The 21,701-nt window shown below is 66.1% G+C and carries 27 protein-coding genes; 13 read left to right on the plus strand and 14 right to left on the minus strand.

Going from position 1 to position 21,701, the window contains the following annotated elements; translation table 11 throughout:
* The first annotated feature begins 111 nt into the window (after positions 1-111).
* Both ACODTJ_RS04625 and ACODTJ_RS04630 read left to right on the plus strand, forming a co-directional pair.
* Entirely contained in the window at positions 112-1,419 is a 1,308-nt protein-coding gene (locus tag ACODTJ_RS04625; RefSeq protein ID WP_454656045.1) for a hypothetical protein, read from the plus strand.
* A gap of 40 nt (positions 1,420-1,459) precedes the next feature.
* Positions 1,460-1,864: a GtrA family protein gene (locus tag ACODTJ_RS04630; protein WP_257731426.1), complete on the plus strand. Its 405-nt coding sequence runs from the start codon at positions 1,460-1,462 to the stop codon at positions 1,862-1,864.
* Between the two features lie 30 nt (positions 1,865-1,894).
* On the opposite strand, the gene ACODTJ_RS04635 is transcribed toward ACODTJ_RS04630, so the two are convergent.
* The 3 genes from ACODTJ_RS04635 to ACODTJ_RS04645 all read right to left on the minus strand — a co-directional run bounded on the left by ACODTJ_RS04635 (position 1,895) and on the right by ACODTJ_RS04645 (position 3,990).
* Entirely contained in the window at positions 1,895-2,365 is a 471-nt protein-coding gene (locus tag ACODTJ_RS04635; RefSeq protein ID WP_454656046.1) for a hypothetical protein, read from the minus strand.
* A gap of 4 nt (positions 2,366-2,369) precedes the next feature.
* Positions 2,370-3,185, minus strand: coding sequence for a hypothetical protein (locus ACODTJ_RS04640; protein ID WP_454656047.1), 816 nt, complete (start codon positions 3,183-3,185; stop codon positions 2,370-2,372).
* 109 nt (positions 3,186-3,294) lie between these two features.
* The gene (locus ACODTJ_RS04645) at positions 3,295-3,990 is read right to left on the minus strand and encodes a class I SAM-dependent methyltransferase (RefSeq protein WP_454656048.1); all 696 of its coding nucleotides are present in this window, start codon (positions 3,988-3,990) and stop codon (positions 3,295-3,297) included.
* A gap of 144 nt (positions 3,991-4,134) precedes the next feature.
* On the opposite strand from ACODTJ_RS04645, the gene ACODTJ_RS04650 reads away from it, so the two are divergent.
* Positions 4,135-5,388, plus strand: a complete 1,254-nt coding sequence (locus tag ACODTJ_RS04650; RefSeq protein ID WP_454656049.1) for a class I SAM-dependent methyltransferase — start codon at positions 4,135-4,137, stop codon at positions 5,386-5,388.
* Here the strand turns inward: ACODTJ_RS04650 and ACODTJ_RS04655 are convergent, their stop codons facing one another.
* Positions 5,389-6,297 (minus strand): DMT family transporter, encoded by a 909-nt coding sequence (locus ACODTJ_RS04655; RefSeq protein ID WP_454656050.1) that lies wholly within the window; start codon positions 6,295-6,297, stop codon positions 5,389-5,391.
* A gap of 91 nt (positions 6,298-6,388) precedes the next feature.
* Between ACODTJ_RS04655 and ACODTJ_RS04660 the strand changes: the two genes are divergently transcribed.
* A complete protein-coding gene (locus ACODTJ_RS04660; protein WP_454656051.1) occupies positions 6,389-7,321 on the plus strand; it encodes a LysR family transcriptional regulator in 933 nt (310 codons plus the stop codon).
* Positions 7,322-7,435: 114 nt separating this feature from the next.
* Here ACODTJ_RS04660 and ACODTJ_RS04665 read toward each other — a convergent pair whose 3' ends face one another.
* From ACODTJ_RS04665 to carA, 4 genes are all read right to left on the minus strand, one after another.
* On the minus strand, positions 7,436-7,861 hold the full coding sequence (locus ACODTJ_RS04665) for a group III truncated hemoglobin (RefSeq protein WP_454656052.1): 426 nt from the start codon (positions 7,859-7,861) through the stop codon (positions 7,436-7,438).
* 216 nt (positions 7,862-8,077) lie between these two features.
* Positions 8,078-8,890 (minus strand): prephenate dehydrogenase/arogenate dehydrogenase family protein, encoded by an 813-nt coding sequence (locus tag ACODTJ_RS04670; RefSeq protein WP_454656053.1) that lies wholly within the window; start codon positions 8,888-8,890, stop codon positions 8,078-8,080.
* A gap of 170 nt (positions 8,891-9,060) precedes the next feature.
* Positions 9,061-9,390 carry an NIPSNAP family protein gene (locus ACODTJ_RS04675; RefSeq protein ID WP_454656054.1) on the minus strand — a complete coding sequence of 110 codons (330 nt, stop codon included), beginning with the start codon at positions 9,388-9,390 and terminating at the stop codon, positions 9,061-9,063.
* Positions 9,391-9,412: 22 nt separating this feature from the next.
* Positions 9,413-10,621 carry a glutamine-hydrolyzing carbamoyl-phosphate synthase small subunit gene (gene carA, locus ACODTJ_RS04680; protein WP_454656055.1) on the minus strand — a complete coding sequence of 403 codons (1,209 nt, stop codon included), beginning with the start codon at positions 10,619-10,621 and terminating at the stop codon, positions 9,413-9,415.
* Positions 10,622-10,775: 154 nt separating this feature from the next.
* Between carA and ACODTJ_RS04685 the strand changes: the two genes are divergently transcribed.
* Positions 10,776-11,237 (plus strand): GatB/YqeY domain-containing protein, encoded by a 462-nt coding sequence (locus ACODTJ_RS04685; protein WP_454656056.1) that lies wholly within the window; start codon positions 10,776-10,778, stop codon positions 11,235-11,237.
* A gap of 21 nt (positions 11,238-11,258) precedes the next feature.
* On the opposite strand, the gene ACODTJ_RS04690 is transcribed toward ACODTJ_RS04685, so the two are convergent.
* Complete coding sequence (locus ACODTJ_RS04690; RefSeq protein WP_454656057.1) at positions 11,259-11,651, minus strand: type II toxin-antitoxin system VapC family toxin; 393 nt, start codon at positions 11,649-11,651, stop codon at positions 11,259-11,261.
* Positions 11,645-11,920, minus strand: coding sequence for a type II toxin-antitoxin system VapB family antitoxin (locus ACODTJ_RS04695; protein ID WP_454656058.1), 276 nt, complete (start codon positions 11,918-11,920; stop codon positions 11,645-11,647). Before ACODTJ_RS04695 ends, ACODTJ_RS04690 begins: the two co-directional genes overlap by 7 nt.
* Positions 11,921-12,043: 123 nt before the next feature.
* On the opposite strand from ACODTJ_RS04695, the gene dnaG reads away from it, so the two are divergent.
* The gene (gene dnaG, locus ACODTJ_RS04700) at positions 12,044-13,942 is read left to right on the plus strand and encodes a DNA primase (protein ID WP_454656059.1); all 1,899 of its coding nucleotides are present in this window, start codon (positions 12,044-12,046) and stop codon (positions 13,940-13,942) included.
* 195 nt (positions 13,943-14,137) lie between these two features.
* Positions 14,138-16,150: an RNA polymerase sigma factor RpoD gene (gene rpoD, locus ACODTJ_RS04705; protein ID WP_454656060.1), complete on the plus strand. Its 2,013-nt coding sequence runs from the start codon at positions 14,138-14,140 to the stop codon at positions 16,148-16,150.
* Positions 16,151-16,337: 187 nt separating this feature from the next.
* On the opposite strand, the gene ACODTJ_RS04710 is transcribed toward rpoD, so the two are convergent.
* Positions 16,338-16,526, minus strand: a complete 189-nt coding sequence (locus tag ACODTJ_RS04710; RefSeq protein ID WP_299858304.1) for a hypothetical protein — start codon at positions 16,524-16,526, stop codon at positions 16,338-16,340.
* Between the two features lie 146 nt (positions 16,527-16,672).
* Here ACODTJ_RS04710 and ACODTJ_RS04715 point away from each other — a divergent pair, with 146 nt between their 5' ends.
* The 3 genes from ACODTJ_RS04715 to ACODTJ_RS04725 are packed head-to-tail and all read left to right on the plus strand — an operon-like array spanning position 16,673 to position 17,960.
* Complete coding sequence (locus ACODTJ_RS04715; protein WP_299858302.1) at positions 16,673-16,924, plus strand: hypothetical protein; 252 nt, start codon at positions 16,673-16,675, stop codon at positions 16,922-16,924.
* On the plus strand, positions 16,924-17,535 hold the full coding sequence (locus tag ACODTJ_RS04720; protein ID WP_299858300.1) for a LysE family translocator: 612 nt from the start codon (positions 16,924-16,926) through the stop codon (positions 17,533-17,535). Before ACODTJ_RS04715 ends, ACODTJ_RS04720 begins: the two co-directional genes overlap by 1 nt.
* A complete protein-coding gene (locus tag ACODTJ_RS04725; RefSeq protein ID WP_299858297.1) occupies positions 17,535-17,960 on the plus strand; it encodes a secondary thiamine-phosphate synthase enzyme YjbQ in 426 nt (141 codons plus the stop codon). Before ACODTJ_RS04720 ends, ACODTJ_RS04725 begins: the two co-directional genes overlap by 1 nt.
* A gap of 4 nt (positions 17,961-17,964) precedes the next feature.
* Here the strand turns inward: ACODTJ_RS04725 and ACODTJ_RS04730 are convergent, their stop codons facing one another.
* The gene (locus ACODTJ_RS04730; RefSeq protein WP_299858295.1) at positions 17,965-18,216 is read right to left on the minus strand and encodes a DUF2798 domain-containing protein; all 252 of its coding nucleotides are present in this window, start codon (positions 18,214-18,216) and stop codon (positions 17,965-17,967) included.
* 149 nt (positions 18,217-18,365) lie between these two features.
* Positions 18,366-18,683, minus strand: a complete 318-nt coding sequence (locus ACODTJ_RS04735; protein WP_299858293.1) for a hypothetical protein — start codon at positions 18,681-18,683, stop codon at positions 18,366-18,368.
* A gap of 203 nt (positions 18,684-18,886) precedes the next feature.
* Between ACODTJ_RS04735 and ACODTJ_RS04740 the strand changes: the two genes are divergently transcribed.
* Entirely contained in the window at positions 18,887-19,174 is a 288-nt protein-coding gene (locus ACODTJ_RS04740) for an HlyU family transcriptional regulator (protein ID WP_454656061.1), read from the plus strand.
* 139 nt (positions 19,175-19,313) lie between these two features.
* On the plus strand, positions 19,314-20,549 hold the full coding sequence (locus ACODTJ_RS04745) for an MFS transporter (RefSeq protein WP_454656062.1): 1,236 nt from the start codon (positions 19,314-19,316) through the stop codon (positions 20,547-20,549).
* A gap of 99 nt (positions 20,550-20,648) precedes the next feature.
* Here ACODTJ_RS04745 and ACODTJ_RS04750 read toward each other — a convergent pair whose 3' ends face one another.
* A complete protein-coding gene (locus tag ACODTJ_RS04750; RefSeq protein WP_454656063.1) occupies positions 20,649-21,074 on the minus strand; it encodes a VOC family protein in 426 nt (141 codons plus the stop codon).
* 149 nt (positions 21,075-21,223) lie between these two features.
* Between ACODTJ_RS04750 and ACODTJ_RS04755 the strand changes: the two genes are divergently transcribed.
* A complete protein-coding gene (locus tag ACODTJ_RS04755) occupies positions 21,224-21,631 on the plus strand; it encodes an acyl-CoA thioesterase (protein ID WP_454656064.1) in 408 nt (135 codons plus the stop codon).
* The last annotated feature ends 70 nt before the right edge of the window (positions 21,632-21,701 follow it).

Here is a 21,701-nt window from a genome sequence, read left to right on the forward strand (position 1 = left end):
CGAGCGCCTGCCGGGCGGTGCGGCTTGTCCACCGGCAGCACGGAAGCGGGGTTGAGTCTGTGTGGTAGTGATGCAATGTTATAGTATTCCATTATTGCCCTGGAGACCCCTGTGCCTTCCTTCCGTCTCGCCGCTGCCGGCCTTGCCGGCTGCCTGCTCGCTTCCGCGGCCTTTGCCCATGATCATGCCCCGCTGCGCGGGCGCCTCGTCTTCGCCGATCATGAGAAGCCGGTCGTCCGCATCCTCGATCTCGACAGCGGCGAGGTCACGCACAGCTTCGATGTGCCGAAGGCCAACCCCGGTTTTGCCGGCGTTTCCGGCGGGCGCTATGTCGTGGTCAAGACCGGGGACGAGGCGGGTACGTTGCGCATCCTCGATACCGGGCTGATCGCGGAATCGCATGGCGACCATGTCGATCTCGACAAGGCGACGCCGAAGCTGCTTGATTTCGCGGTCAAAGGCGACCGGCCGGCGCATGTGCTTTCAGGCCACGGGCAGCTCGCTCTGTTCTTCGATGGCCGGCGGCCCTGGGAAGGCAAGAGCGAGCCGAAGGCGGTGCTGGTCGCGATCGACAGCCTCGCTAAGGGAAAGCCAACCGTCACGATCTGGCCGAGCCCAGCGCCGCAGCACGGCATCGCCGTGCCGCTCGGCAGCCGGCAATGGCTGATGTCGATCCCGAACCCGGCCTATGCCAAAGGCGACGACCGCAGCGCCTCGTCGCGCCCGAACGGCTTCGAGGTTCTCGCGGAGGGCAAGGACTGGAAGCGCGTCGCGCTGTTCGACGACGCCGCAAAGCCCGACGCCTCCTGCAAGCTCTTCCATGGCACGGCTGAAGCACGGGGGCGCCATGTCTTCGGCTGCGCTGAGGGCGAAGGCGGCGGCTTGCTGGTTCTGTCGAAGGCTGGCAAGGGGGCTGCGGCGGCATGGAGCGGGCGCAAGCTCGGCTATCCCGACGAGCGCCGCGTCAGCGCGCTGAAGGCGCGCGACAGCGGGCGCCATCTCGTCGGCAATTACGGGCTGAAGGCGCCTTACGACGCGCTGCTGCGGATCGATCCGGAGGCTAAGGCGCTGAAGATCGAGGACGTGCTGGCCGTGCCGGGCGGGCAGGCCGCCTGCCAGTTCGAGCTCAGCGGCAATGGCAATCGGCTCGCCAATCTGACGCCGGACGGCAAGCTCAGGATCTATGAGATCGCGCCGACCTGGAAGGAGCTGGCGGCTTTCGAGGCGGTGCCGGCCTTCGATTGCGCCTATGGCGCGAAGACCCCGACGCCAAACCTCGCCGTGATCGGCGGCAATGCCTTCGTCAGCGACCCTACGAACGGGCGCATCCGCGAATACCATCTCGATACGCTGAAGCAGGGGCTCGACATGCCCGTCGGCGGCATGCCGGCCAATCTCGCGGGCAGCGACGCGGGCTGACGGGCTTCCGTGCGCGTGCGGCATCCTCTAGGAAGCGCGGATGCCGCTTCGTCGCTATCCGCGCCAATTCCGCCAGCTCGCCGCATATGTCTTTGCCGGCGGGCTGACCGCGGTCGCGCATTACGGCGTGCTGATCGGCCTGGTCGAGCTCGGCCGCATCGACCCCGTGCCGGCGACGCTCGCCGGCTTCATCGTCGGCGCGCTGGTTTCCTATGCCCTGAACCGGTGGATGACCTTCGACGCGACCCGCAGCCATGCACAGGCCGGCTGGCGCTTCGCCCTGATCGCGGCCGGGGGCTTCGTGCTCACCGGCATCCTGATGCATCTCTTCGTGGCGCGGGCGGGCTTGCCCTATCTGCCGATGCAACTCGTCACCACGGGCGTGGTGATGGTGTTCTCGTTCCTCGGCCACAAATTCTTCAGCTTCGCGGACAGGGCGGCGTGACGGGTTGCGCGTCCGCCGCCCCATTCGATGTCACGATGTCGGGGCGACGGTCAGTGTGATCTGCCTGCGGCCGATGCGGCCTTCCTTGTCGGTGGCCTCGATCTCGATGATATGGCTGCCGCTCGGCACGACGACTGCGGGCGCGTCGATGCCGTTCGGCGTGATGTACTGCTTGATGCGCTGGGTGATGTCGACCGGAGGGTCGCGGCGATAGAAGACGCGCACGGTCGCCGGATCGATCGGCACGCTGTTCGCCGGCAGGAAGCGCACGTTGAGGCGGAAGGGTTTGCCGTCGACGCCCTTATCCGGCGTCGGAAGCGTGTCGATGCCGGGGCCGCGCGTCAGGTTGCGCGTGCTGGCCGGGATTTTGGCCGCGGCTGGCAGGCCAGCTTCCTCACGGGTGATGAGGTGGACCGGGTCGGCGGCTTGCGCCGCCATCGGCAGGGCGGCGGTGGCGAGAACGGCAGCCAGCATGTGCCGAGCGAGCACAGACTTCATCATCGTCCTATTTCACTCCAAGGATTGCAGCGATGAGGCCGGCGATTGCCGAAATGGCGGTGCCGGCCATGAGGATGGTGGTTTCGATGGTCTTCAGCGTTTCCATCGGCACCTTGCCATGGACGGCCTGCAGCCCCTTCCGCAGTTCCGGCAGCGAGACGAGGCCGCGCGCGGCGAGCGCAGCCTGCGTCACGCGCAGCAACATCCCCGAGAACATCGAGGCGGCGATGCTCAGCGCGTAGAATGAAGTCTCGCGCCAGGCCACCGCCCCCTGCGGAAGGAGCGGTATGTTGTCGTGCCAGCCCAGCAACGCGTTCATGGTCGCGACGGAAAAAATTGCGAAGACGATAGCAACGCCGATGTCGAAGGCGATCAGGCGTGGGCGGATACCGAAATAGATCAGGCCCGTGAAGAACGGGATCGCGATCGAGGCGAGACGCAGGGTCCAGAGCGGCAGGTCGAGCCAGAGGATCACCGCGCAATAGGCGAGCAGCAGCAGCACGAGGCCGAAGGGCAGCACCCAGAAGCGCCGGCGTGCGAGCCCTATGGTGGCGGGCGCCGCTTCAGGCGATGGTTCCACCAGGTCGGCAAAGGTGGCAGGCGAAGGCTCGGGCACCCGTGCGCCAGCGGGCGCGGGACGGCCTTCTTCCGGCTGCTTCTCAAGAGCGGCGAGACGTTCTTCCAGCGCATCGAGACGGCGCAGCAGCGGCAGAACGGGCGTGAGGTCCCGGCCGCAGCAGCGGCAGGACAGCACGCCCTTGTTGAGCGCAGCTTCGCAATAGGGACAGACGAACTGGTCCAGCACGGTAATCTCGCGGGGCAAGCCGCGGTCAAAGCCATATCTGAAGCGTCAAATCAAGGCGTATGACGAACTTCCGTTAGGGAATTGCGGTGCTGAGACGCCGGATCTTCGGTCTGTATTCTACTTTCGTCTACGTCGCGGCCTTGATGGCCTTGAACGTCATGCGGTGCGGGTTATGGCCGAAATTCGCCGGCCGCCGCACATCGGCGAAGCCGGCTTCGCGGATCAACTCGGTGATCGCCTCTGCCGTATAGGTCGAGAGGCCGTATTGCGCCCTGAGCTTGCGGTAGTCCGAGAAGGCGGTGCGGACGAGGCCACCGAGCGCCGCCAGGAAGAAGCCGCCGCGCCAGGCGAAGGCGAGCAATTGCGAGGCGTCGGTCAGCGGGCTGACATCGGGCGGGATGACGTCGGCGAGGATCAGCGCGCCGCCGGGCTTCAGCCGGTCGCGCCAGGTCTCCAGCAGCGCCTTCAGTTCGTCGCGCGAGAGGTACTGGAGCAAGGAATTGGCGACGACGAGGTCGAGCGAGGCCGGCGGCAGGGCCTCGACCTCCTCCGGCGAGACCACGACGATAGTGTCCTTCCGGCCGAACTGCGCGCGCAGCTTGTCACGGACATTCGGCGCCGCCTCGCAGAGATAGAGCCTGCCGCAGGAAGCGGCGACGCGGGCGGCATCGAGAGCCTCGCCGCAGCCATGGTCAAGGACGGTGGCCTCGGCTGAGGGGATGTGGCCGATCAGGTCGGTCGCGATGGCGCGATAATGCAGGGCCTTGTGGCGCGGCGAGACGTAGATCGAATGCTCGCCGTTCCAGAAATCGCGCCAGGACATGTGTTCGGTCGCCCCTCGGGGAGCGGCCGGATGCGGCCGCCTGATCCCGATGACTACGCACAAGCCGGGAAGCTCCGCAACCTTCGGGGGTTTCGAGGCTGCTAGGTTTCCGCTTTAGTTGGCGAATCGAGACGAGGAGCGCCCATGCTGCTGCTGCCGCGATTGCTCAGGCGGTTCATCCGCCACGGCCGCCTGACGGTCATCACGCCGGACGGCAAGCGGCATGTCTTCGGCGCCGGGCCGGTAGAGCTGCTCTTCGCGGGCGTCACCAAGACCGCGCCCGCCGTCACCGTGCGCTTCCATGACAACCGCGTCGAGCGCGAGCTCTTCCTCAATCCCGAGCTCGCCTTGGCCGAAGGCTACATGGACGGGCGGATCGATTTCGAGGAAGGCACGATCCACGACCTGCTGACGCTGTTCTGGATGCAGCGCCGGGAAATGCGCAAGGACCCGTTGCAGCAGGCGATCCGCAAGGTGCGCTTCAAGATCCGGCGCTGGCGGATGCATAATCCCCTCGGCGTCGCCGGCAAGAAGGTCAAGCATCACTACGATATCCCGACCGAGTTCTACCGACTCTGGCTCGACGAGACGATGACCTATTCCTGTGCCTATTGGCATACTCCGGAGGTCGGGCTGGAAGCCGCGCAGAAAGCGAAGCTCCGGCATCTCGCGGCGAAGCTCAAGATCGAGCCTGGCATGAGCGTGCTCGATATCGGCTCGGGCTGGGGTGAATTGGCGATCTACCTCGCCAAGGCCTGCGGCGCGAAGGTGACCGGGCTCAACGTCTCGCCAGATCAGATGGCGGCGGCTTCGAGGCGGGCCGAGGCGGCCGGCGTCGGCGATGCCGTTACCTTCATCAACAAGGATTACCGCGAGCTCGGCGGCACGTTCGACCGCGTCGTCTCGGTCGGCATGATGGAGCATGTCGGCGTCGCGCATTACGGCGAATATTTCGAGAAGATTCGCGACCTGCTGACGCCCGACGGGATCGCGCTGGTCCATTGCATCGGCCGCGTCGGCCCGCCCGGCTTCACCGGCCCCTTCTTCGACAAATACATCTTCCCAGGCGGCTATGCGCCGGCGCTGTCGGAGGTGTTCGCGGCGCAGGAGCAGACGGGCTTGTGGGCGTCCGATTGCGAGTTCTGGCGCCGGCATTACCACTGGACGCTGGAGGCCTGGCGCGAGCGCTTCATGGCCAAGCGCGACGAGGTCGTCGCCATGATGGGCGAGCGCTTCGCCCGGATGTGGGAGTTCTATCTCTGCGCCTGCTCGATCTCCTTCGATATCGGCGGCGACATGGTGTTCCAGCTCCTGCTCGGCCAGCACAAGAGCGCCGTCCCGGTCATCCGCGACTATATCGCGGATGACGAGAAGGCATTGGAGGCGAGAGGCTTCTGATCAGCGCTTCAGGTTGACGACCACTACCCCGGCGAGCGCCATGGCGCCGCCGATCAGGCCGAAGACCGCGGGGATTTCGCCGAGCCAGAGGAAGCCGATGAGCATCGCCATCGGCGGCACGGCGTACTGGAAGTTCGAGGCGCGGGCGGCCGGCAGGCGCGAGAGCGTGATCGCCCAGGTGCCGTAAGCGATCAGGCTCGGCACCACCGCGAGATAGACCACTGACCAGAACGAAATAGTGGGAGCGACCTGCGCCTGCTCGATTGCTGACGGCAGGAAGGGAAGCAGCACGAAGCCGCCGATCGCCATGTTCCAGGCGGCGACATGGAGCGGCTTGTAGCGGGCGAAGAGCGGCTTTTGCAGGACGGTGGTGATCGCATTGCAGAAGGCGGCGCCGAGGATCAGCAGCACGCTGATGCCGATCTCGACATCGAGCCCCTTGCCGAGCGCGATGACGCCGATGCCGGCGAAGGAGAGCGCGGTGCCGAGCCAGGCGGTGAGGCTGAAGCGCTCGCCCAGGATCATCATGGCGAGCACGGCGGTCATGATCGGGTTGGTGTTGATGATGAAGGCGGCGGGACCCGCCGGCACGACGCGCTGGCCGAAATTCAAGAGCAGGGCGTAGCCCGCGATGAAGATCACGCCGCCGACGAGGAAGCGCCAGATATCGCCGAGCTCGGGCAGCTTCGCCCGTGTCGCGATGAGGAAGAGCGCGGCCGGGGCGCCGGCGAGCGCAAACCGCAGTGCGGCCATTTCCGCGGGACCGAAGCCGGCGAGGCCGGCGCGGATCGCCGGGAAGGAGGAGGCCCAGGCCATGACCGTGAAGCTCACGGTGAAGACCAGCGTCGGATCGAGGCGCTGGGGGCTGGAGGCCGCGAGGGTTGGTGAAGCGCAGCTTGAGGAGGACATGGCGTCGTTCCATCGGTGACGAGAAGTTGCTCCCGATAAGCGCCTCGGTGAGCTGATTGACAAACGAACAATTCGCGCATGAGCTGTGAGGATGGATCACAGCTCGAACCTGCCGCCGCTCGATACCTTGCGCGCCTTCGAGGCGGCCGCACGCACCGGCAGCTTCTCCTCGGCCGCCGAGGCGCTGAACCTGACGCATGGCGCGGTGAGCCGGCAGATCGCCAAGCTCGAGCATTGGCTGGGACTGCGCGTCTTCCTGCGGCAGGCGCGGGGCGTCTCATTGACGCCGGAAGGCCAGCGCCTGCTCCAGCGCACGCAAGAGGCCTTCGCGCTGATCGCCGATAACTCCGAGCGCTGGCGCGAGGTGAGGGGCGCGTCGGTGGTCAGGGTCAGCGCGCCGCCGTCGGTCTGTGCGCTCTGGCTGATGCCGCGACTGGCGGTGCTGGAGGCCGGGACACCGCCGCTTCGGATCGTGCTGCAGGTCGAGCATCGCAAGGTGGATTTCGAGGAGGAAGGCGTCGATCTCGGGATACGTTGCGGTCGTGGCGGCGCGCCGGACCGGCTCTCGCTCAAGCTGTTCGAGGAATGGTGTTTTCCGATCGCCTCGCCGCAGCTTGCCAAGGCGATCGGGGAGGGAGCGCCGGAGCGCCTGCTGGCGCAGCCTCTGATCCACGACTCGGATGCCGCCGGCTGGAAGGCGTGGTTTGCGGCGCAGGGGCTCGACTATCGCCCGCGCCCGCAGGATCGGCGCTTCGAGGACTATAATCTTGTGCTGGATGCCGCCGCGCATGGGCTCGGTATCGCCCTGGCGCGTCCGCCTCTGGCGCGCGAGCAGCTGGCAGCGGGACGGATCGTCAGGGTCGACGCGCGCGAGGCGCTGAACCCGGTTTCTTATTGGCTCGATCGGCCGCTGGGCGCGCTGCGGCCTTCGGCGGCGGCTTTGGCCGAGCGGATTGCGCTTGAAGCGGGGGCGGATCGCGGAGAGATCGCAGCTTTTCTCAGCCGGGAAGCCAGGGCGGCTTGATCCGCCGCGCGTCATGCTCGCCCTTGTGGCGAGCATCCACGTCTTGAACACAGGATTGCATCGGTGAAGACGTGGATGGCGGGACAAGCCCGACCATGACGACTGAGGCTGTTTTTACCGCAAGCTATGCCGCGGCGCCGCGAATTCGCCGCGCTGGCTGGCGCGGGCCATCTCGAAGCTGTCGGCGATGCGGCGCGCCCTGACGATGAAGGCCTGCGCGATATCGGGCGGGCAGACCTCGTGGGCGGTGATCTCGAACAGATCGAGCCAGCGGTCGAAATGCTCAGCCGTCAGCGGCAGGATCAGGTGCGGGCGCATCGGGCGACCATCGTAACGGCCGGTGCGCAGCATCACGCCGCTCCAGAAATCGGTGATCTTGCCAATATGATGGTCCCAGTCCTCGACGGCAGCCTCGAAGACCGGGCCGATCAGCTTGTCCTCCCGGGCTCGCGCATAGAACGTGCGGACGAGCTCCGCGATCATCGGCTCGCGCAGGTCGGGATGGGCGGCGCCCGGGTAGATCAGGGGATTGTCGGTCATCGTCGCGCGATCAGGGAGTGTCTGTATCCGATATGGCGAATGCGGGACCGGATTGGTAGGTCCGCCAGCGTCGCAGGCCTCATGCCAGCACTCATGCCTGTCATCCCGGACGGAGCGAAGCGGAGATCCGGGATCCATGCCTGAGCTTGGCAGATAGAAGTTCCGGCATGGATCCCGGCTCTCCCTGCGGTCGCCCCGGGATGACCGTCGTTTTTGTCAAACGGTGAGGAGCTGGCTATCGGCGGGCGCCTCAGCGGTTTCCGTGAACCGGCCATCGCCATGTTCCAGAAACAGCCGCATCTCCTCGGCGAGCGCGAAGAAGCGATCGCGCACCGCCTTGGCATGCGGATTGGCGCGCTCGATCGTCATGAAGACGTTGGGCGCGTCGTAGCGGACCATCTCGGTCGCTTGCATCAGGAGGTCGAAGCTCGCCGTGGTCATGGTGCGAGGCAGGGGTTCCATGCGGACCAGGATCTTGGCGATGAGATGGGTCAGGCCCTGCACCATCGCAACCTCGCGGTCATGGGCGTCGGCCGTGGTGACGATCACCTTCAGCTTGAGGATATGACGCAGGAAGGCGGCGATGCGCGGCGTGCTGGAGCCTCGGATCGGACAGAGCGCGATCTTGAGGCCGGTAAGCCCGTTGCGGGCGCTCTGCGGGCCGAAAAGCGGATGCGTGCCGATGATTTCGACATCGTCTGGCAGCGCCGTCTGCATGGCGCGGGCCGGGCCGATCTTGACCGAGCCGACATCGAGCACGATGGCGCCGGCCTTGAGATGCGGCCGCAAGGCCGCGATCGCATCGGGGATGGCCGGGACGGGCACGGCGAGGATGACGAGGTCGCAAGCGGCGACTTCGGTGGCGGTCGCCGGCCGCAAGCCCTTGCCGCTCGCATCGGTGGCGGGCGCGTTGCCGGGATCGCAGACGCATAGCGCGAAATGCGGCTGGAGATGGCGGGCCATCAATCGCCCGAAGGCGCCGAAGCCCATGATGCCGATGGTGGAGATGGTTCTGATCGTGGAGGACATCGTTTTCGCTCGGTGGAGCCGCGATGCCGGGTGATCTGCCTGAATTCAACCGCCAGCGCGGCGGTTGAACATGGGAATGCCACCGCCTCTATGAGGACGGGGCGTAATAGCTGCGCTGGAGGGCCATCAGGCTGGTCATGCGCTGCTTAAACCGCGCAGTGACCGCGCTGTCAATCGAGCGACGGCGAATAGGCGGTCGGCGTCATCAGGCGATCCTCGATCGCGCCGACGAGGCTGCCATGCGCCAGCGAGGTCACGCGCTTGATCTCGATCCATTCGGGATCGGCCACGAAGCTCGCCCAGGCCTTCGCCTTGGTCTCGGCATCGGGCCAGGCGAGGATATAGGCGAACTCGGTGCGCCCGGTGCTCGCGGTCTCCCACGTCGCGACGATCCTGAAGCCGTGACGGGCCATGATGCGCGCGGCATGGTCGCGGAAGCGGGCATGGAAGGCCGCCTTGTTGCGCTCGAAGATCTCGTAGATGCGCAACTGGTGGATCATGTCCGCCTCCTCAAGTCAGCCCTCAGGCCGCCTTCTTCGCCTTCTCGGCCGCCATCAGTTCGGTGAAGCGGTTGAAGAGATAGTGGCTGTCCTGCGGGCCGGGCGAGGCTTCCGGGTGATGCTGGACGCTGAAGGCCGGGCGGTCGGTGAGCGCGATGCCGCTGTTCGAGCCGTCGAAGAGCGAGACATGGGTCTCGACCGCATTCCCCGGCAGGCTCGCCGGATCGACTGCAAAGCCGTGGTTCATCGAGACGATCTCGACCTTGCCGGTGGTCTTGTCCTGCACCGGATGGTTCGCGCCGTGATGGCCCTGCTTCATCTTCATGGTCTGGCCGCCGATGGCGAGCGCCATCATCTGGTGCCCCAGGCAGATGCCGAAAGTCGGGACCTTCCTGTCGAGCAGCTGCTTGATGACCGGGACGGCATATTCGCCGGTCGCGGCCGGGTCGCCCGGGCCGTTGGAGAGGAAGATGCCGTCCGGCTTCAGCGCCAGGATGTCTTCGGCGCTCGTGGTCGAGGGCACGACGGTGACGTCGCAGCCGGCCTTGGCGAGCAGGCGCAGGATGTTGCGCTTCACGCCGTAATCGATGGCGACGACCTTGAACTTGTTGCTTTCGCGCTTGCCGTAGCCGACCGGCCAGACCCAGGGAGTTTCGTCCCAGTCATAGCGCTGCGAGGCGGTGACCAGCGGGACGAGGTCGAGACCGGCCATGGAGGGCAGCCCGGCTGCCTGCTTCTTCAGGCGCTCGATGTCGAAGACGCCGTCGGGGCTATGCGCGAGGATGGCGTTCGGCATGCCGTTGTCGCGGATCAGGGCGGTGAGCGCACGGGTGTCGACGCCGCAGATGCCGACGATGTTGCGGGCCTTGAGCCAGGCGTCGAAATGCCGGTTCGCGCGCCAGCTCGAGGGCTCGGTGATGGCGGCATGGAGCACGCAGCCGCGCACGCCGGAGGAAGCGGCGGCGTTCACCGTCTCGGTGTCCTCCTCGTTCACGCCGACATTGCCGACATGCGGGAAGGTGAAGGTGATGATCTGCCCGGCATAGGACGGGTCGGTCAGGATTTCCTGATAGCCGGTCATCGCCGTGTTGAAGCAGACCTCGCCCGGCGCCTCGCCGACGGCGCCGAGGCCGAAGCCTTCCAGCACCGTGCCATCAGCCAATACGAGGAGCGCGGTCGCGCGCGGTTCGGTCCAGCCGCCAGCGGCGGGGTTTCCTTCGGGAGCGGTCATGTCTATGTCTCGGTCCAGTCCGCTTGAGCGGAAAAATGCGGGGGCGGGGCATGGGCATCCACTCCGCCGGTCTGGAACGCGAGCCTTAATGAGCCGGGCGCTGCCCGTCAATCGAAGCTGGCGCAGCCCGCACAAGAGAAAAAGGAACAACGAGATGACGAGCCTGCGCGAGCGCTTCATGCCCGATATGAAGGAGGCGATGAAGGCCGGCGAGAAGGAGAAGGTCGCGGCGATCCGCCTGATCGTCGCCGCGCTGAAGGAAAAGGACATCGAGGCCCGCGGCGCCGGCAAGGGCGAGGCGACCGATGACGAAATCCTCGGCGTGCTCCAGAAGATGATCAAGCAGCGCCAGGAATCAATCGCGATCTACGACGCCAACAACCGCCCCGAACTCGCCGATGGCGAGCGCGGTGAGGTCGCGGTGATCTCGTCCTATCTGCCCAAGCAGATGTCGGACGACGAGGTGAAGGCCGCGATCGACAAGGCCGTGGCCGAGACCGGCGCGACCGCCGTCAAGGACATGGGCAAGGTCATCGGCGTGCTGCGCGCGGCTTACGCCGGCCAGATGGATTTCGGCAAGGTCAGCCCGATGGTGAAGGCCGCGCTCGGCGGCTGAGCCGGCGGGAACGGGCGGGCCTCAGGCCCGCTCGATATCCGTCCCGGAGAAGTCCTCGCCCTTGTAGAGCAATGGCCAGCCGCGCGCTTTCGCCAGGGCATAGGCGGCGCAGTCGCCCATGTTCAGCCGGGCCGGATGGCGGCCCTTGCCGTAGCGGCCATAGGCCTCGAAGGCGAGATCGGAGAGGGCTGCGTCGAAGGGGACGATGTCGACGTCCCAGCGTGTGAGCAGTTCTTCCAGCCGTGACGATGGTACGTTTCGGCCGTAGCCGAGCACGATGCGCGCTTCCAGATGGTTGGTGGCGGAAAGGCAGCGCTGAGAGGCTGCCGCGATGCGTTCCAGCAAATCTCCTGCGTCGCCTTCACCGGCCAGAATCGCGACGAGTGCGGAGCTGTCGATGACGATCCTCACCACATGCCGTTCTCGTCATAGCCGATGATGTCGTCCATCTCCTGCTTGGTCATGGAGCGTTCGGCAGGCTTGATATTGTGCCGCTTGTAGAAGTCGGCGAGCCAGCGCCTGCCTTCCGCCACGCGCCGGGCCTTCTCCTCCTCGGACAATTCATCCTTGCCGAGCTCGCTCCTGACGGCCTGGCGCACGGCCTCGGTCAAGCTCAGGCCACGACGACGCGCGAGCAGGCGCACGGCCTCCTCGGTCTCGCGGTCCTTGATGTTGAGCGCCATGGCTTTCTTCCTTTTCTCCGATTTTCTTTACCAGATGGGGAGCGCTGTGGATATCGTCCATAAGCCCGGCTTCGGACGTCTCGGCGGTTGGCAAGCGCCTTCGCAAGGACCAGATAGAACCCCATGAAATTCCCGCCCTCCGTCCTTGATGAGATCAAGGCGCGGCTGCCTGTCTCGGCGGTCGTGGGCAAGCGCGTGCGCCTCCAGAAGTCAGGGCGCGAATGGAAGGGCCTCTCGCCCTTCAATGCCGAGAAGACCGCCTCCTTCTTCGTCAACGACCAGAAGGCCTCGTTCTTCGATTTCTCGTCCGGCAAGAACGGCGACATCTTCAAGTTCGTGATGGAGACCGAGGGGCTTTCCTTCCCCGAGGCTGTCGAGAAGCTCGCGGCCGAGGCCGGCGTCATCCTGCCGAAGATCACGGCGGAGGCGCAGGTCCAGGAGGAGAAGCGCAAGGGGCTGCACGAGGTCGTGGAGCTCGCGGCGCAGTTCTTCGAGGCCGAATTGATGGGCGATCGCGGTGGTGCGGCAAGGCGCTATCTCGCGACGCGCGGGCTCGACGGAGAGGCGCGCACGCGCTTCCGTCTCGGCTATGGCCCGGTCGATCGCTTCGCCTTGCGCGACCATCTGGCGGGGAAGGGCGTTCCGGCCGAGTTGATGATGGAAGCGGGGCTGCTCATCCACGGCGAGGAAATCGCCGTGCCCTATGACCGCTTCCGCGACCGGGTGATGTTCCCGATCCATGATGCGCGGGGACGCGTGGTCGCCTTCGGCGGGCGGGCGATGAGCTCGGAAGTCGCGGCGAAATATTTGAATTCGCCGGAGACGCCGCTCTTCCACAAGGGCCATCTGCTGTTCAACCACCACAATGCCCGCAAGGCGTCGCATGACACCGGGCAGGTGATCGTGGTCGAGGGCTATGTCGACGTCATCGCCATGTCGCTCTCGGGCTTTCCGCAGACGGTGGCGCCGCTCGGCACGGCTTTGACCGAGGATCAGCTCGGCCTGCTCTGGCGCATGGCGGACGAGCCGGTGATCTGCCTCGACGGCGACAAGGCGGGTCGCAAGGCCGCGAGCCGGGCGATCGATATCGCACTGCCGCTGCTGGAGCCCGGCAAGTCGCTCTCCTTCGCCTTGTTGCCGGACGGGCAGGACCCCGACGACCTCGCCCGCTCGGGCGGGCGGCAGGCCATTGCCGAGGTGGTCGCGGCGGCGCGCCCGCTGGTCGACATGCTCTGGCAGCGCGAGGTCGAGGCCGGACCGCTCGATACGCCGGAGCGCCGCGCCGCCTTCGAGCGCCGCCTGAAGGAGCCTCTCGGGCAGATCCGCGACGAGACCACGCGCAAGCATTATCGCCGCGAGATGGATGAGCGCCTGGCGCAGCTCTTCGCCAGCGCGGCGCCGGCGCGGCCGGAGCGCGGCGGCGGTGGAAATTTCCAGCGCGGGCGCGGCGGGGCGCCCCAGCGCGGCGGCGGGTTCGGTCGGCAGGTGCCGCCCTGGCTCGCCGGCCCGCTCAAGGCGTCGAGCGCGCTGACGCAGTCGCGCCTGATCGCGAAGGTGCGCGGCGAGGACCAGCGCGAGGCCTTCATCCTGCTGGCGCTGGCGAGCCATCCCGATCTCATCCTGCGCTGCGCCGACGAGATCGCCGAGTTGTCGCTGGACGGACCGGCGGCCGAGCGCTTCCGGCAGGCGCTGCTCGATTCCGTCGAGGAGACGCTCGATCGGGAAACCCTGGCGAATCGGCTGGAGCAGCCGCGTGTGCGGGAAGCGCAGGGCCATCTGATGGCCGTCACAGGCCCGGCCGAGCGATTAAAACTCGCGCAAGATGCTGATCCTGAATCGGTTTTTGACTCGATTCATCAGGCTCTCGTCTTGCATCATCGCGCGCGGACGCTAAATAGCGAGTTGAGAGCAGCCGAGCGCGCCTTGGCTGATGACGCGACCGAAGCCAATTTCGCCTGGATCAAGGACGTGAAGGCCCGCCTCGAGACAATCGAAGGCACCGAGGCCATGTCCGAGAATTGAAGCCCAGCGAGTGGTGGACGCGAGTCCGAGTGCGCGCAAGCTGTGGGGTGGTTCACGATTCGTCAACGACGTCTGGTGCCATCTGCAACTGGATTTGGGTGGGTGAGCGCGCCGGGCCTGCGGTCGCGCCGCCCTTTTATGCGTCGGTATATGGCTTTCTCGGCCAGAGCCGGCGCGAGTGCGGAGCGCTGATTGATGGCGACTAAAGCGAGCGAACGGGAAAAGACCGATCAGGTCGCGCCGGATGCCCCCCCGACTACCGACGGCCCGTTGCTCGATCTGACCGATCAGGCCGTAAGGCGGATGATCAAGCTCGCGAAGAAGCGCGGCTATGTCACCTATGACGAACTGAACGAAGTGCTGCCTTCCGAGGAATTCTCCTCGGAGCAGATCGAGGACGTGCTCGGCCAGCTCAGCGAGCAGGGCATCAACGTCGTCGACAACGAGGACCCGGAAGCGGCCGGCGAGGAGCGCGCTGCCCGCAAGGATGGCGGCGGCGACGAGGAAGAACCCGAGGGCGGCGACATGGTCGACGCCTCGCGCCAGACCCTGCCTGTCGAGACCAAGCGCAACCTCGAGCCGACCGAACGCACCGACGACCCCGTCCGCATGTATCTGCGCGAGATGGGCTCGGTCGAGCTGCTCTCGCGCGAGGGCGAGATCGCGATCGCCAAGCGCATCGAGGCCGGCCGCGAGGCGATGATCGCGGGCCTCTGCGAGAGCCCGCTGACCTTCCAGGCCATCATCATCTGGCGTGACGAACTCGTCGACGGCAAGGTTCTGCTGCGCGACATCATCGACCTTGAAGCGACCTATGCCGGCCCGGACGGCAAGAACCCCGACGCCGTCGCCGGCGAGGAGGGGGGCGAGGAAGCCGAGCAGGCCGAGACCCCGGAGGGCGAGACCCCGCCGGACATGGACGACGACGACATGGAGAACAACGTGTCGCTCTCGGCCATGGAAGCCGAGCTCAAGCCGCGCGTGCTCGAGACCTTCAACGCCATCGCCGACGACTACAAGAAGCTGCGTCGCCTGCAGGATCAGGACATCGCGAACCGGCTGGAGAACACCAAGCTCTCGCCGTCGCAGGACCGCAAGTACAAGAAGCTCAAGGACGACATCATCACCGCGGTGAAGTCGCTCTCGCTCAACAACAACCGCATCGAGGCGCTGGTCGAGCAGCTCTACGACATCAACAAGCGCCTGATCGGCCATGAGACGCGCCTGCTGCGCCTCGCCGAGAGCTATGGCGTGGCGCGCGACGACTTCCTCAAGCAGCATGTCGGCGGCGAGCTCGATCCGAAATGGGTCCTGCGCGTCTCCAAGCTCGGCTCGCGCGGCTGGAAGGAGTTCGTCGCGGCGGAGCTGGAGCGCATCAAGCAGCTGCGCGAGGAAGTGCATACGCTCGCCTCCGAGACCGGCCTGGAGATCCAGGAGTTCCGCAAGATCGTGCTGATGGTCCAGAAGGGCGAGCGCGAGGCCCGCCAGGCCAAGAAGGAAATGATCGAGGCCAACCTGCGTCTCGTGATCTCGATCGCCAAGAAGTACACGAACCGCGGCCTGCAGTTCCTCGACCTGATCCAGGAAGGCAATATCGGCCTGATGAAGGCGGTCGACAAGTTCGAGTACCGCCGGGGCTACAAGTTCTCGACCTACGCGACCTGGTGGATCCGGCAGGCGATCACCCGCTCGATCGCCGACCAGGCCCGCACGATCCGCATCCCCGTGCACATGATCGAGACGATCAACAAGATCGTGCGGACCTCGCGCCAGATGCTGCACGAGATCGGCCGCGAGCCGACCCCGGAGGAACTGGCCGAGAAGCTGGCCATGCCGCTGGAGAAGGTGCGCAAGGTCCTGAAGATCGCCAAGGAGCCGATCTCGCTGGAAACCCCGATCGGCGACGAGGAAGATTCGCATCTCGGCGACTTTATCGAGGACAAGAACGCGATCCTGCCGATCGACGCCGCGATCCAGTCGAACCTGCGCGAGACGACGACCCGCGTGCTGGCCTCGCTCACGCCGCGCGAGGAGCGCGTGCTGCGCATGCGCTTCGGCATCGGCATGAACACCGACCATACGCTCGAAGAGGTCGGTCAGCAGTTCAGCGTCACCCGTGAGCGTATCCGCCAGATCGAGGCGAAGGCGCTGCGCAAGCTGAAGCATCCGAGCCGGAGCCGGAAGCTCAGGAGCTTCCTCGACAACTGAGATAAAACGAAGGGCGCCATTGGCGCCCTCCTTCATTTCCAGCAATTGCATATCAGCGACAGGTCATCCCGGACGCAGCGAAGCGGAGATCCGGGATCCATGCCTGAACCTCAACCGGAAGCGCTCCGGCATGGATCCCGGGTCAAGCCCGGGATGACGCCGTGTTTCCGAGCAAGATCAACATGCCCTAGCTATTCTTCGTGTCGCGCCCATCCGGCTCTTTGGCTACCCCTTTGAACGGTCCGGGGCTGTCCTTGCGTTCCATGAAATGGCCGGTGCGCTCGTCGCGCTTCTGCCAATCTCCATTCGGCTGTTGAAACTGCGTTCTGCCCGTCACGGCACCTTGACGGTGCCCTTTACCGGTATTGGTAGCCACTGCTGCCTCCTGGCCTGGAACAAAGCATAAACATTTTCTGATTCGAGGCAGGCGTCAAGCCTCTGCCTGCCGTTACGCGCGTTTGGTTCCGCCACAGTTCTGCTAAAGTCGCTTTGAAGATCAGTGCTTCCGTCGGAGGAGAGCAGATGACCGGTATCCCAACGCCCGAAGAGATCGAGGCCGCCCAGACCGCGCTCCAGGCACAAGCCCAGAGCGAGCCGAAGCAGGAAACGGGGTCCGCCACGGCCGACATCATCGGCGGCGCGCTCGATATCGCGGGAACCGTCACGGTCGATGTGGCCGGGGCCGTGGTCCAAGGCGTGGGGACCGTTGCCGTGGCAACCGGCGAGGCGGTCGTCGCCGTCATCGGCGGCATCTTCGAAGGGCTGAGTTCCTGATGTCCCCCGAATTCCTGCTGACCTCGCTGATCATCGTCGCTTCACCCGGCACGGGCGCGATCTACACCATCGCTGCCGGGCTGACGCGCGGCTCGCGGGCGAGCGTGCTCGCCGCCTTCGCCTGCACGATCGGCATCGTGCCGCATCTGATCGCGGCGATGATGGGGATCGCGGCGCTGCTGCATGCCAGCGCACTTGCTTTCGCCATCGTGAAATATGCCGGCGTCGCCTATCTGCTCTACATGGCCTGGCAGACGCTCAAGGAGCATGGCGCGCTCAAGGTCGAGACCAAGGCGGATGCGCGCTCGGCCTGGCTCGTGCTGCGCGACGGGCTTGCGCTCAACCTGCTCAACCCCAAGCTCTCGATCTTCTTCGTCGCCTTCCTGCCGCAGTTCATCGTGGCCGGCGAGGCCAACCCGGGCGCGCGCATGCTGGAACTCTCGGGCGTGTTCATGGCGATGACCTTCATCGTCTTCGCGCTCTACGGGCTCTTCGCCGCGGCGATGCGCGACAAGGTCATCAGCCGCCCGGCGGTGATGGCCTGGCTGCGCCGGAGCTTCGCCGCCGCCTTCGTCGCGCTCGGCGCCAAGCTCGCGCTGACCGAGCGCTGATGGCGCGGCAGACGATCCTGAGCGTCGAGACGCGCGGGCCGGGGCTTTACGAGTTCACCGACCGCGTCGTTTCCTTCGTGAGGGACAGCGGCGAGGCGAGCGGATTGCTGACGCTGTTCGTGCGTCACACCTCCTGTTCGCTGCTGATCCAGGAGAATGCCGACCCGGATGTGCGCCGCGATCTCGACGCGTTCTTCCGCAGGCTGGTGCCGCCGGCGGATGATCCGGCGATGGCCTATCTCGTTCATCGCGACGAGGGACCGGACGACATGCCTGCCCATATCAAGGCGGCGCTGACGCCGGTCTCGCTCTCGATCCCGGTGATGGGCGGGCGCCTCGCGCTCGGCACCTGGCAGGGCATCTATCTGTTCGAGCACCGCCGGATGCCGCATCGGCGCGAGGTCGCCCTCCACCTTTCGGCGTAAGCGATCAGGCCGGCGGCGCCACCACGAGCGCGACGAGGCGCCGGACGAGCGGCAGCACGAGGAGCAATGTCGGGAAGGCGACGAGCCAGGACAGGGCCCAGGCGCCGGGCCAGGTCCAGAGGAACTCTGCTGTGAAGCCGAGGGCCTTCACGGTCGAGATGCCGGAGACGACGAAGGTCATCAGGATCGACAGGAAGAAGGGCATCACCACGCCGGCATAGCGGGCGGGGAGGCGAGGGAAGGCAGGGCTGGACATAAGTCAGGCTTTCGCAAGAGGCAGGCCGTTCGGAGGCATCCGATACGACTTGGCCGAATGGTGCGTTGCCTGACGTGAGACGCTTACGAACGGGATGGAAGCCCGGTGGCGGCTCCATTAGGTGATCCGAACGGGATTGCCAAGGCGGTCTACCGCGCTGCGAACAGATCCTGTTCCGGCAGAGGCTCCCAGGCTTCCCCTGCGCCGACGAAGCAGCTTCTGCCGGCGGGGTTGGTGGCGAGCAGGGTCCAACTGCCGGTCGGCCCGACATAGAGCTCGAACAGGACACCGCTCTCGGCCAGCCCGCTGCCGATCATGCGTTCGCCGAAGGTGTCGCGAAGCTGGCCGACGACATGGCTGCGATCGGCGCAGGGCGGCTCGCGCGGTGTGGGTTGCTGGGCGAAAGCGGGGGCTGTGACCGTCGCACCGACGAGCCACGCGGTCATCAGGATTCTGCTGAGTGTCATGACCACCTCCCTGTCCGGAGGTAGCCGCTCGGGCGGCACGATATCGGGAAGCCCCGCGGCTGCCCTGAACACCCTAGATGTGGGAAGCGGCGAAGCGCGGTGCAAGCGGCAGAGCCGGCGGGGCTTTCCGCGATCAAGCGAAACAGCGCTCCCCTTGAGGCGGCTCCTGCCTTATATCAGGCCGCAAGCAATGCGGAGGCACCATGTCTTTCTTCAAATCGCTGTTCGGTGGCCGCAAGCCGGCCGAGGACAAGCCCGCCGGCCCGGTCAAGAGCATCGAGCATAACGGCTTCACCATCCATGCCACGCCCTACCAGGAAGCGGGGCAGTACCAGCTCTGCGGCGTCATCGAGAAGGTCGTCGACGGCGAGACCAAGAGCCATCGCTTCATCCGGGCCGACCGTTTCCCGGGCCAGGCCGAGGCCGCCGATTTCACCCTGGTGAAGGGCCAGCAGATCGTCGACATGGAAGGCGACCGCGTCTTCCGCTGAGACTGCGGGGCGGGAGTCTGAAATGCTCCCTGCCGCTGGCGCGCGGCAGGGCTGCCTCGCGTGCGCTTGCCCGGCGGATTCCAGCGGCTAAAGCTGCCCGGAGAAGAGCCATCTCCAAAGATGTGGCCGCCGAGGAAACATGTCCCACGACGCCGAGCGCTACCAACCCGATTCGTCCTATGCCTGGCTCCGGCTCGCCGTCGCGCTGGTGATCGGCACGATCGCCTGCGTCGGCTCCTGGTCGGTCGTGGTGGTGCTGCCGACGATGCAGGGCGAGTTCGGTACGCTCCGGGCCGGTGCCTCGCTGCCCTATACCTTCGCCATGCTCGGCTTCGGCGCCGGCAACATCATCATGGGTCGGGTCGCGGATCGCTACGGCATCATGGTGCCGATCGTGATGGGCGCGATCCTGCTCGCGGCCGGCTATGCGGCTGCGGCGATGTCGCAGTCGCTGTGGCAGTTCGCGCTGGCGCATGGACTGCTCATCGGCATGGGCAGCGCCGCCGGCTTCTCGCCGCTGATCTCTGACCTCTCGCACTGGTTCCGCAAGCACCGCGGCCTCGCCGTGGTCTGCGGCGCTTCGGGCAGCTATCTCGCCGGCGTGTTCTGGCCGCAGGTGATCACCTGGGGCATGGCCAACCATGGCTGGCGCGCGACCCATTTCGGCATTGCCATCGTAACGCTGGTGGTCTTGCTACCGCTCGCGCCGTTCTTCCGGCGCCAGCCGAGCGCGGCGACGTTTGCCGCGGCCGAGGCGAGCAGTGCCGGAGCGCGCGGCGATCTCGGCCTCAGCGCCGGCCAACTCCAGCTCCTGCTCTGCGTCGCGGGCTTCGCCTGCTGCGTCGCCATGGCGATGCCGCAGGTCCATATCGTCGCCTATTGCGGCGATCTCGGCTACGGCGTGGCGCGTGGCGCCGAGATGCTCTCGCTGATGATGCTGCTCGGCATCGTCAGCCGCATCGGCTCGGGCTTCGTCGCGGACCGGATCGGTGGCGTGGCGACGTTGGCGCTGGGCTCCCTGATGCAGGGCGTCGCGCTCTTCCTCTATCTCTGGTTCGACGGGCTGCAGTCGCTCTATGTCGTCAGCGGCATCTTCGGGCTGTTCCAGGGCGGCATCGTGCCGATGTACGCGGTCGTCATCCGCGAATATCTGCCGGCCAAGCAGGCGGGCGTGCGGATCGGCCTGGTGATGTCGGTGACCGTGCTCGGCATGGCCTTCGGCGGCTATCTCTCGGGCGTGATCTTCGACTATTTCAGCTCGTACCGGATGGCCTTCCTCAACGGCCTCGCCTGGAACCTCGTCAATCTCAGCGTGGTCTGCTGGCTGATGATGCGGGCGCGGCGGTCGACGCCGCCGCTTCAGGTCGCCGGCTAGATCGCCGCGCGTCCGATTGGACGCGATTGTGGCGATCTCGCTCTTTGCGATCGCATCGGATTCTTCCGAAAAGTGCATTCCACTTTTCGGTCCGATGCGTCAGGCGGGGCGATAGGTGCCGAAGCACCAGACATGCCCTTCCGGGTCCTTGCAGATGAAGTCGCGGCTGCCATAGGGCTGGTCGGTCGGCTCCATGCAGATCTCGGCGCCGGCCTTGCGGGCGCGCTCGCAGCGGGCGTCGATATCGTCGGTGGCGATGTAGGGCGAGGCGGTGGTGCCGCCGAGCTCGGCCGGGCGCGCGACCAGCTTGCCGAATGCGTTGCCCTCGGACGAGCCGAGCATGACGAAGCTCGTGCCCATGCGCAGTTCGCCGTGGAGAAGCGTCCTGCCGTCCTCTGAATAATGGGCGGCATGCTTCTCGAAGCCGAAGGCCTCGACCAGCCAGCCATACATCCGCGGCGCGTCGGCATAGCGCAGCGAGATGATGATCATGGGCGCGGGCTTGGAGGCGTCGGCGCTGGACATGGCATGATCCCTGTTCATGGGGCCCGTCGCGGTTGTCGGCGACAATGCGAGGCAATGCAAAGCGCCCGTTTGGCAAAGCGCCCGCTTGCGCGCCCGCCGCAGCGTCAGCATCATCGCCGGCGGATTCTCCGCCTGCCCCAAGGATGCCCATGAGCCCTGCCACCGACGGATCCGATGAAGCCCCGCGCGGGACGCTGACCGTGCGTACGATCGCCATGCCGGGCGACACCAACGCCAATGGCGATATCTTTGGCGGCTGGGTGATGTCGCGGATGGACCAGGCCGGGGGCATCGCGGGCGTCGACCGGGCGCAGGGGCGCGTGGTCACGATCGCGGTCGATGCGATGACCTTCATCCGGCCGGTCAAGGTCGGCGACGTGCTCAGCGTCTATACGGAGATCGAATCCGTGGGGCGGACTTCGATGAAGATCCATGTCGAGGCCTGGGCCAAGCGCTTCCGCACCACGCTGCACGAGAAGGTCACCGACGCCACCTTCACCTTCGTCGCGATCGACGAGGAGGGGCGGCCGCGGCCGGTGCCGAAACCGGAAGCTTAACCGTATTTAACCTCCTCTAACGCCGAGTGAATCTCTCGGCCGCGAGAGTGATTCAAAAGAATCCACTTTT

This window comes from Allobosea sp. FG18, assembly GCF_057809495.1.

Excerpts from the sequence above, each read along its gene's own strand:
- ACODTJ_RS04630 (WP_257731426.1), top strand. The coding sequence starts at position 1,460 with ATGCCGCTTCGTCGCTATCCGCGCCAATTCCGCCAGCTCGCCGCATAT.
- ACODTJ_RS04635 (WP_454656046.1), bottom strand. The coding sequence starts at position 2,365 with ATGATGAAGTCTGTGCTCGCTCGGCACATGCTGGCTGCCGTTCTCGCC.
- ACODTJ_RS04645 (WP_454656048.1), bottom strand. The coding sequence starts at position 3,990 with ATGTCCTGGCGCGATTTCTGGAACGGCGAGCATTCGATCTACGTCTCG.
- ACODTJ_RS04650 (WP_454656049.1), top strand. The coding sequence starts at position 4,135 with ATGCTGCTGCTGCCGCGATTGCTCAGGCGGTTCATCCGCCACGGCCGC.
- ACODTJ_RS04655 (WP_454656050.1), bottom strand. The coding sequence starts at position 6,297 with ATGTCCTCCTCAAGCTGCGCTTCACCAACCCTCGCGGCCTCCAGCCCC.
- ACODTJ_RS04660 (WP_454656051.1), top strand. The coding sequence starts at position 6,389 with ATGGATCACAGCTCGAACCTGCCGCCGCTCGATACCTTGCGCGCCTTC.
- ACODTJ_RS04665 (WP_454656052.1), bottom strand. The coding sequence starts at position 7,861 with ATGACCGACAATCCCCTGATCTACCCGGGCGCCGCCCATCCCGACCTG.
- ACODTJ_RS04670 (WP_454656053.1), bottom strand. The coding sequence starts at position 8,890 with ATGTCCTCCACGATCAGAACCATCTCCACCATCGGCATCATGGGCTTC.
- ACODTJ_RS04675 (WP_454656054.1), bottom strand. The coding sequence starts at position 9,390 with ATGATCCACCAGTTGCGCATCTACGAGATCTTCGAGCGCAACAAGGCG.
- carA (WP_454656055.1), bottom strand. The coding sequence starts at position 10,621 with ATGACCGCTCCCGAAGGAAACCCCGCCGCTGGCGGCTGGACCGAACCG.
- ACODTJ_RS04685 (WP_454656056.1), top strand. The coding sequence starts at position 10,776 with ATGACGAGCCTGCGCGAGCGCTTCATGCCCGATATGAAGGAGGCGATG.
- ACODTJ_RS04695 (WP_454656058.1), bottom strand. The coding sequence starts at position 11,920 with ATGGCGCTCAACATCAAGGACCGCGAGACCGAGGAGGCCGTGCGCCTG.
- dnaG (WP_454656059.1), top strand. The coding sequence starts at position 12,044 with ATGAAATTCCCGCCCTCCGTCCTTGATGAGATCAAGGCGCGGCTGCCT.
- rpoD (WP_454656060.1), top strand. The coding sequence starts at position 14,138 with ATGGCGACTAAAGCGAGCGAACGGGAAAAGACCGATCAGGTCGCGCCG.
- ACODTJ_RS04715 (WP_299858302.1), top strand. The coding sequence starts at position 16,673 with ATGACCGGTATCCCAACGCCCGAAGAGATCGAGGCCGCCCAGACCGCG.
- ACODTJ_RS04720 (WP_299858300.1), top strand. The coding sequence starts at position 16,924 with ATGTCCCCCGAATTCCTGCTGACCTCGCTGATCATCGTCGCTTCACCC.
- ACODTJ_RS04725 (WP_299858297.1), top strand. The coding sequence starts at position 17,535 with ATGGCGCGGCAGACGATCCTGAGCGTCGAGACGCGCGGGCCGGGGCTT.
- ACODTJ_RS04730 (WP_299858295.1), bottom strand. The coding sequence starts at position 18,216 with ATGTCCAGCCCTGCCTTCCCTCGCCTCCCCGCCCGCTATGCCGGCGTG.
- ACODTJ_RS04735 (WP_299858293.1), bottom strand. The coding sequence starts at position 18,683 with ATGACACTCAGCAGAATCCTGATGACCGCGTGGCTCGTCGGTGCGACG.
- ACODTJ_RS04740 (WP_454656061.1), top strand. The coding sequence starts at position 18,887 with ATGTCTTTCTTCAAATCGCTGTTCGGTGGCCGCAAGCCGGCCGAGGAC.
- ACODTJ_RS04745 (WP_454656062.1), top strand. The coding sequence starts at position 19,314 with ATGTCCCACGACGCCGAGCGCTACCAACCCGATTCGTCCTATGCCTGG.
- ACODTJ_RS04750 (WP_454656063.1), bottom strand. The coding sequence starts at position 21,074 with ATGTCCAGCGCCGACGCCTCCAAGCCCGCGCCCATGATCATCATCTCG.
- ACODTJ_RS04755 (WP_454656064.1), top strand. The coding sequence starts at position 21,224 with ATGAGCCCTGCCACCGACGGATCCGATGAAGCCCCGCGCGGGACGCTG.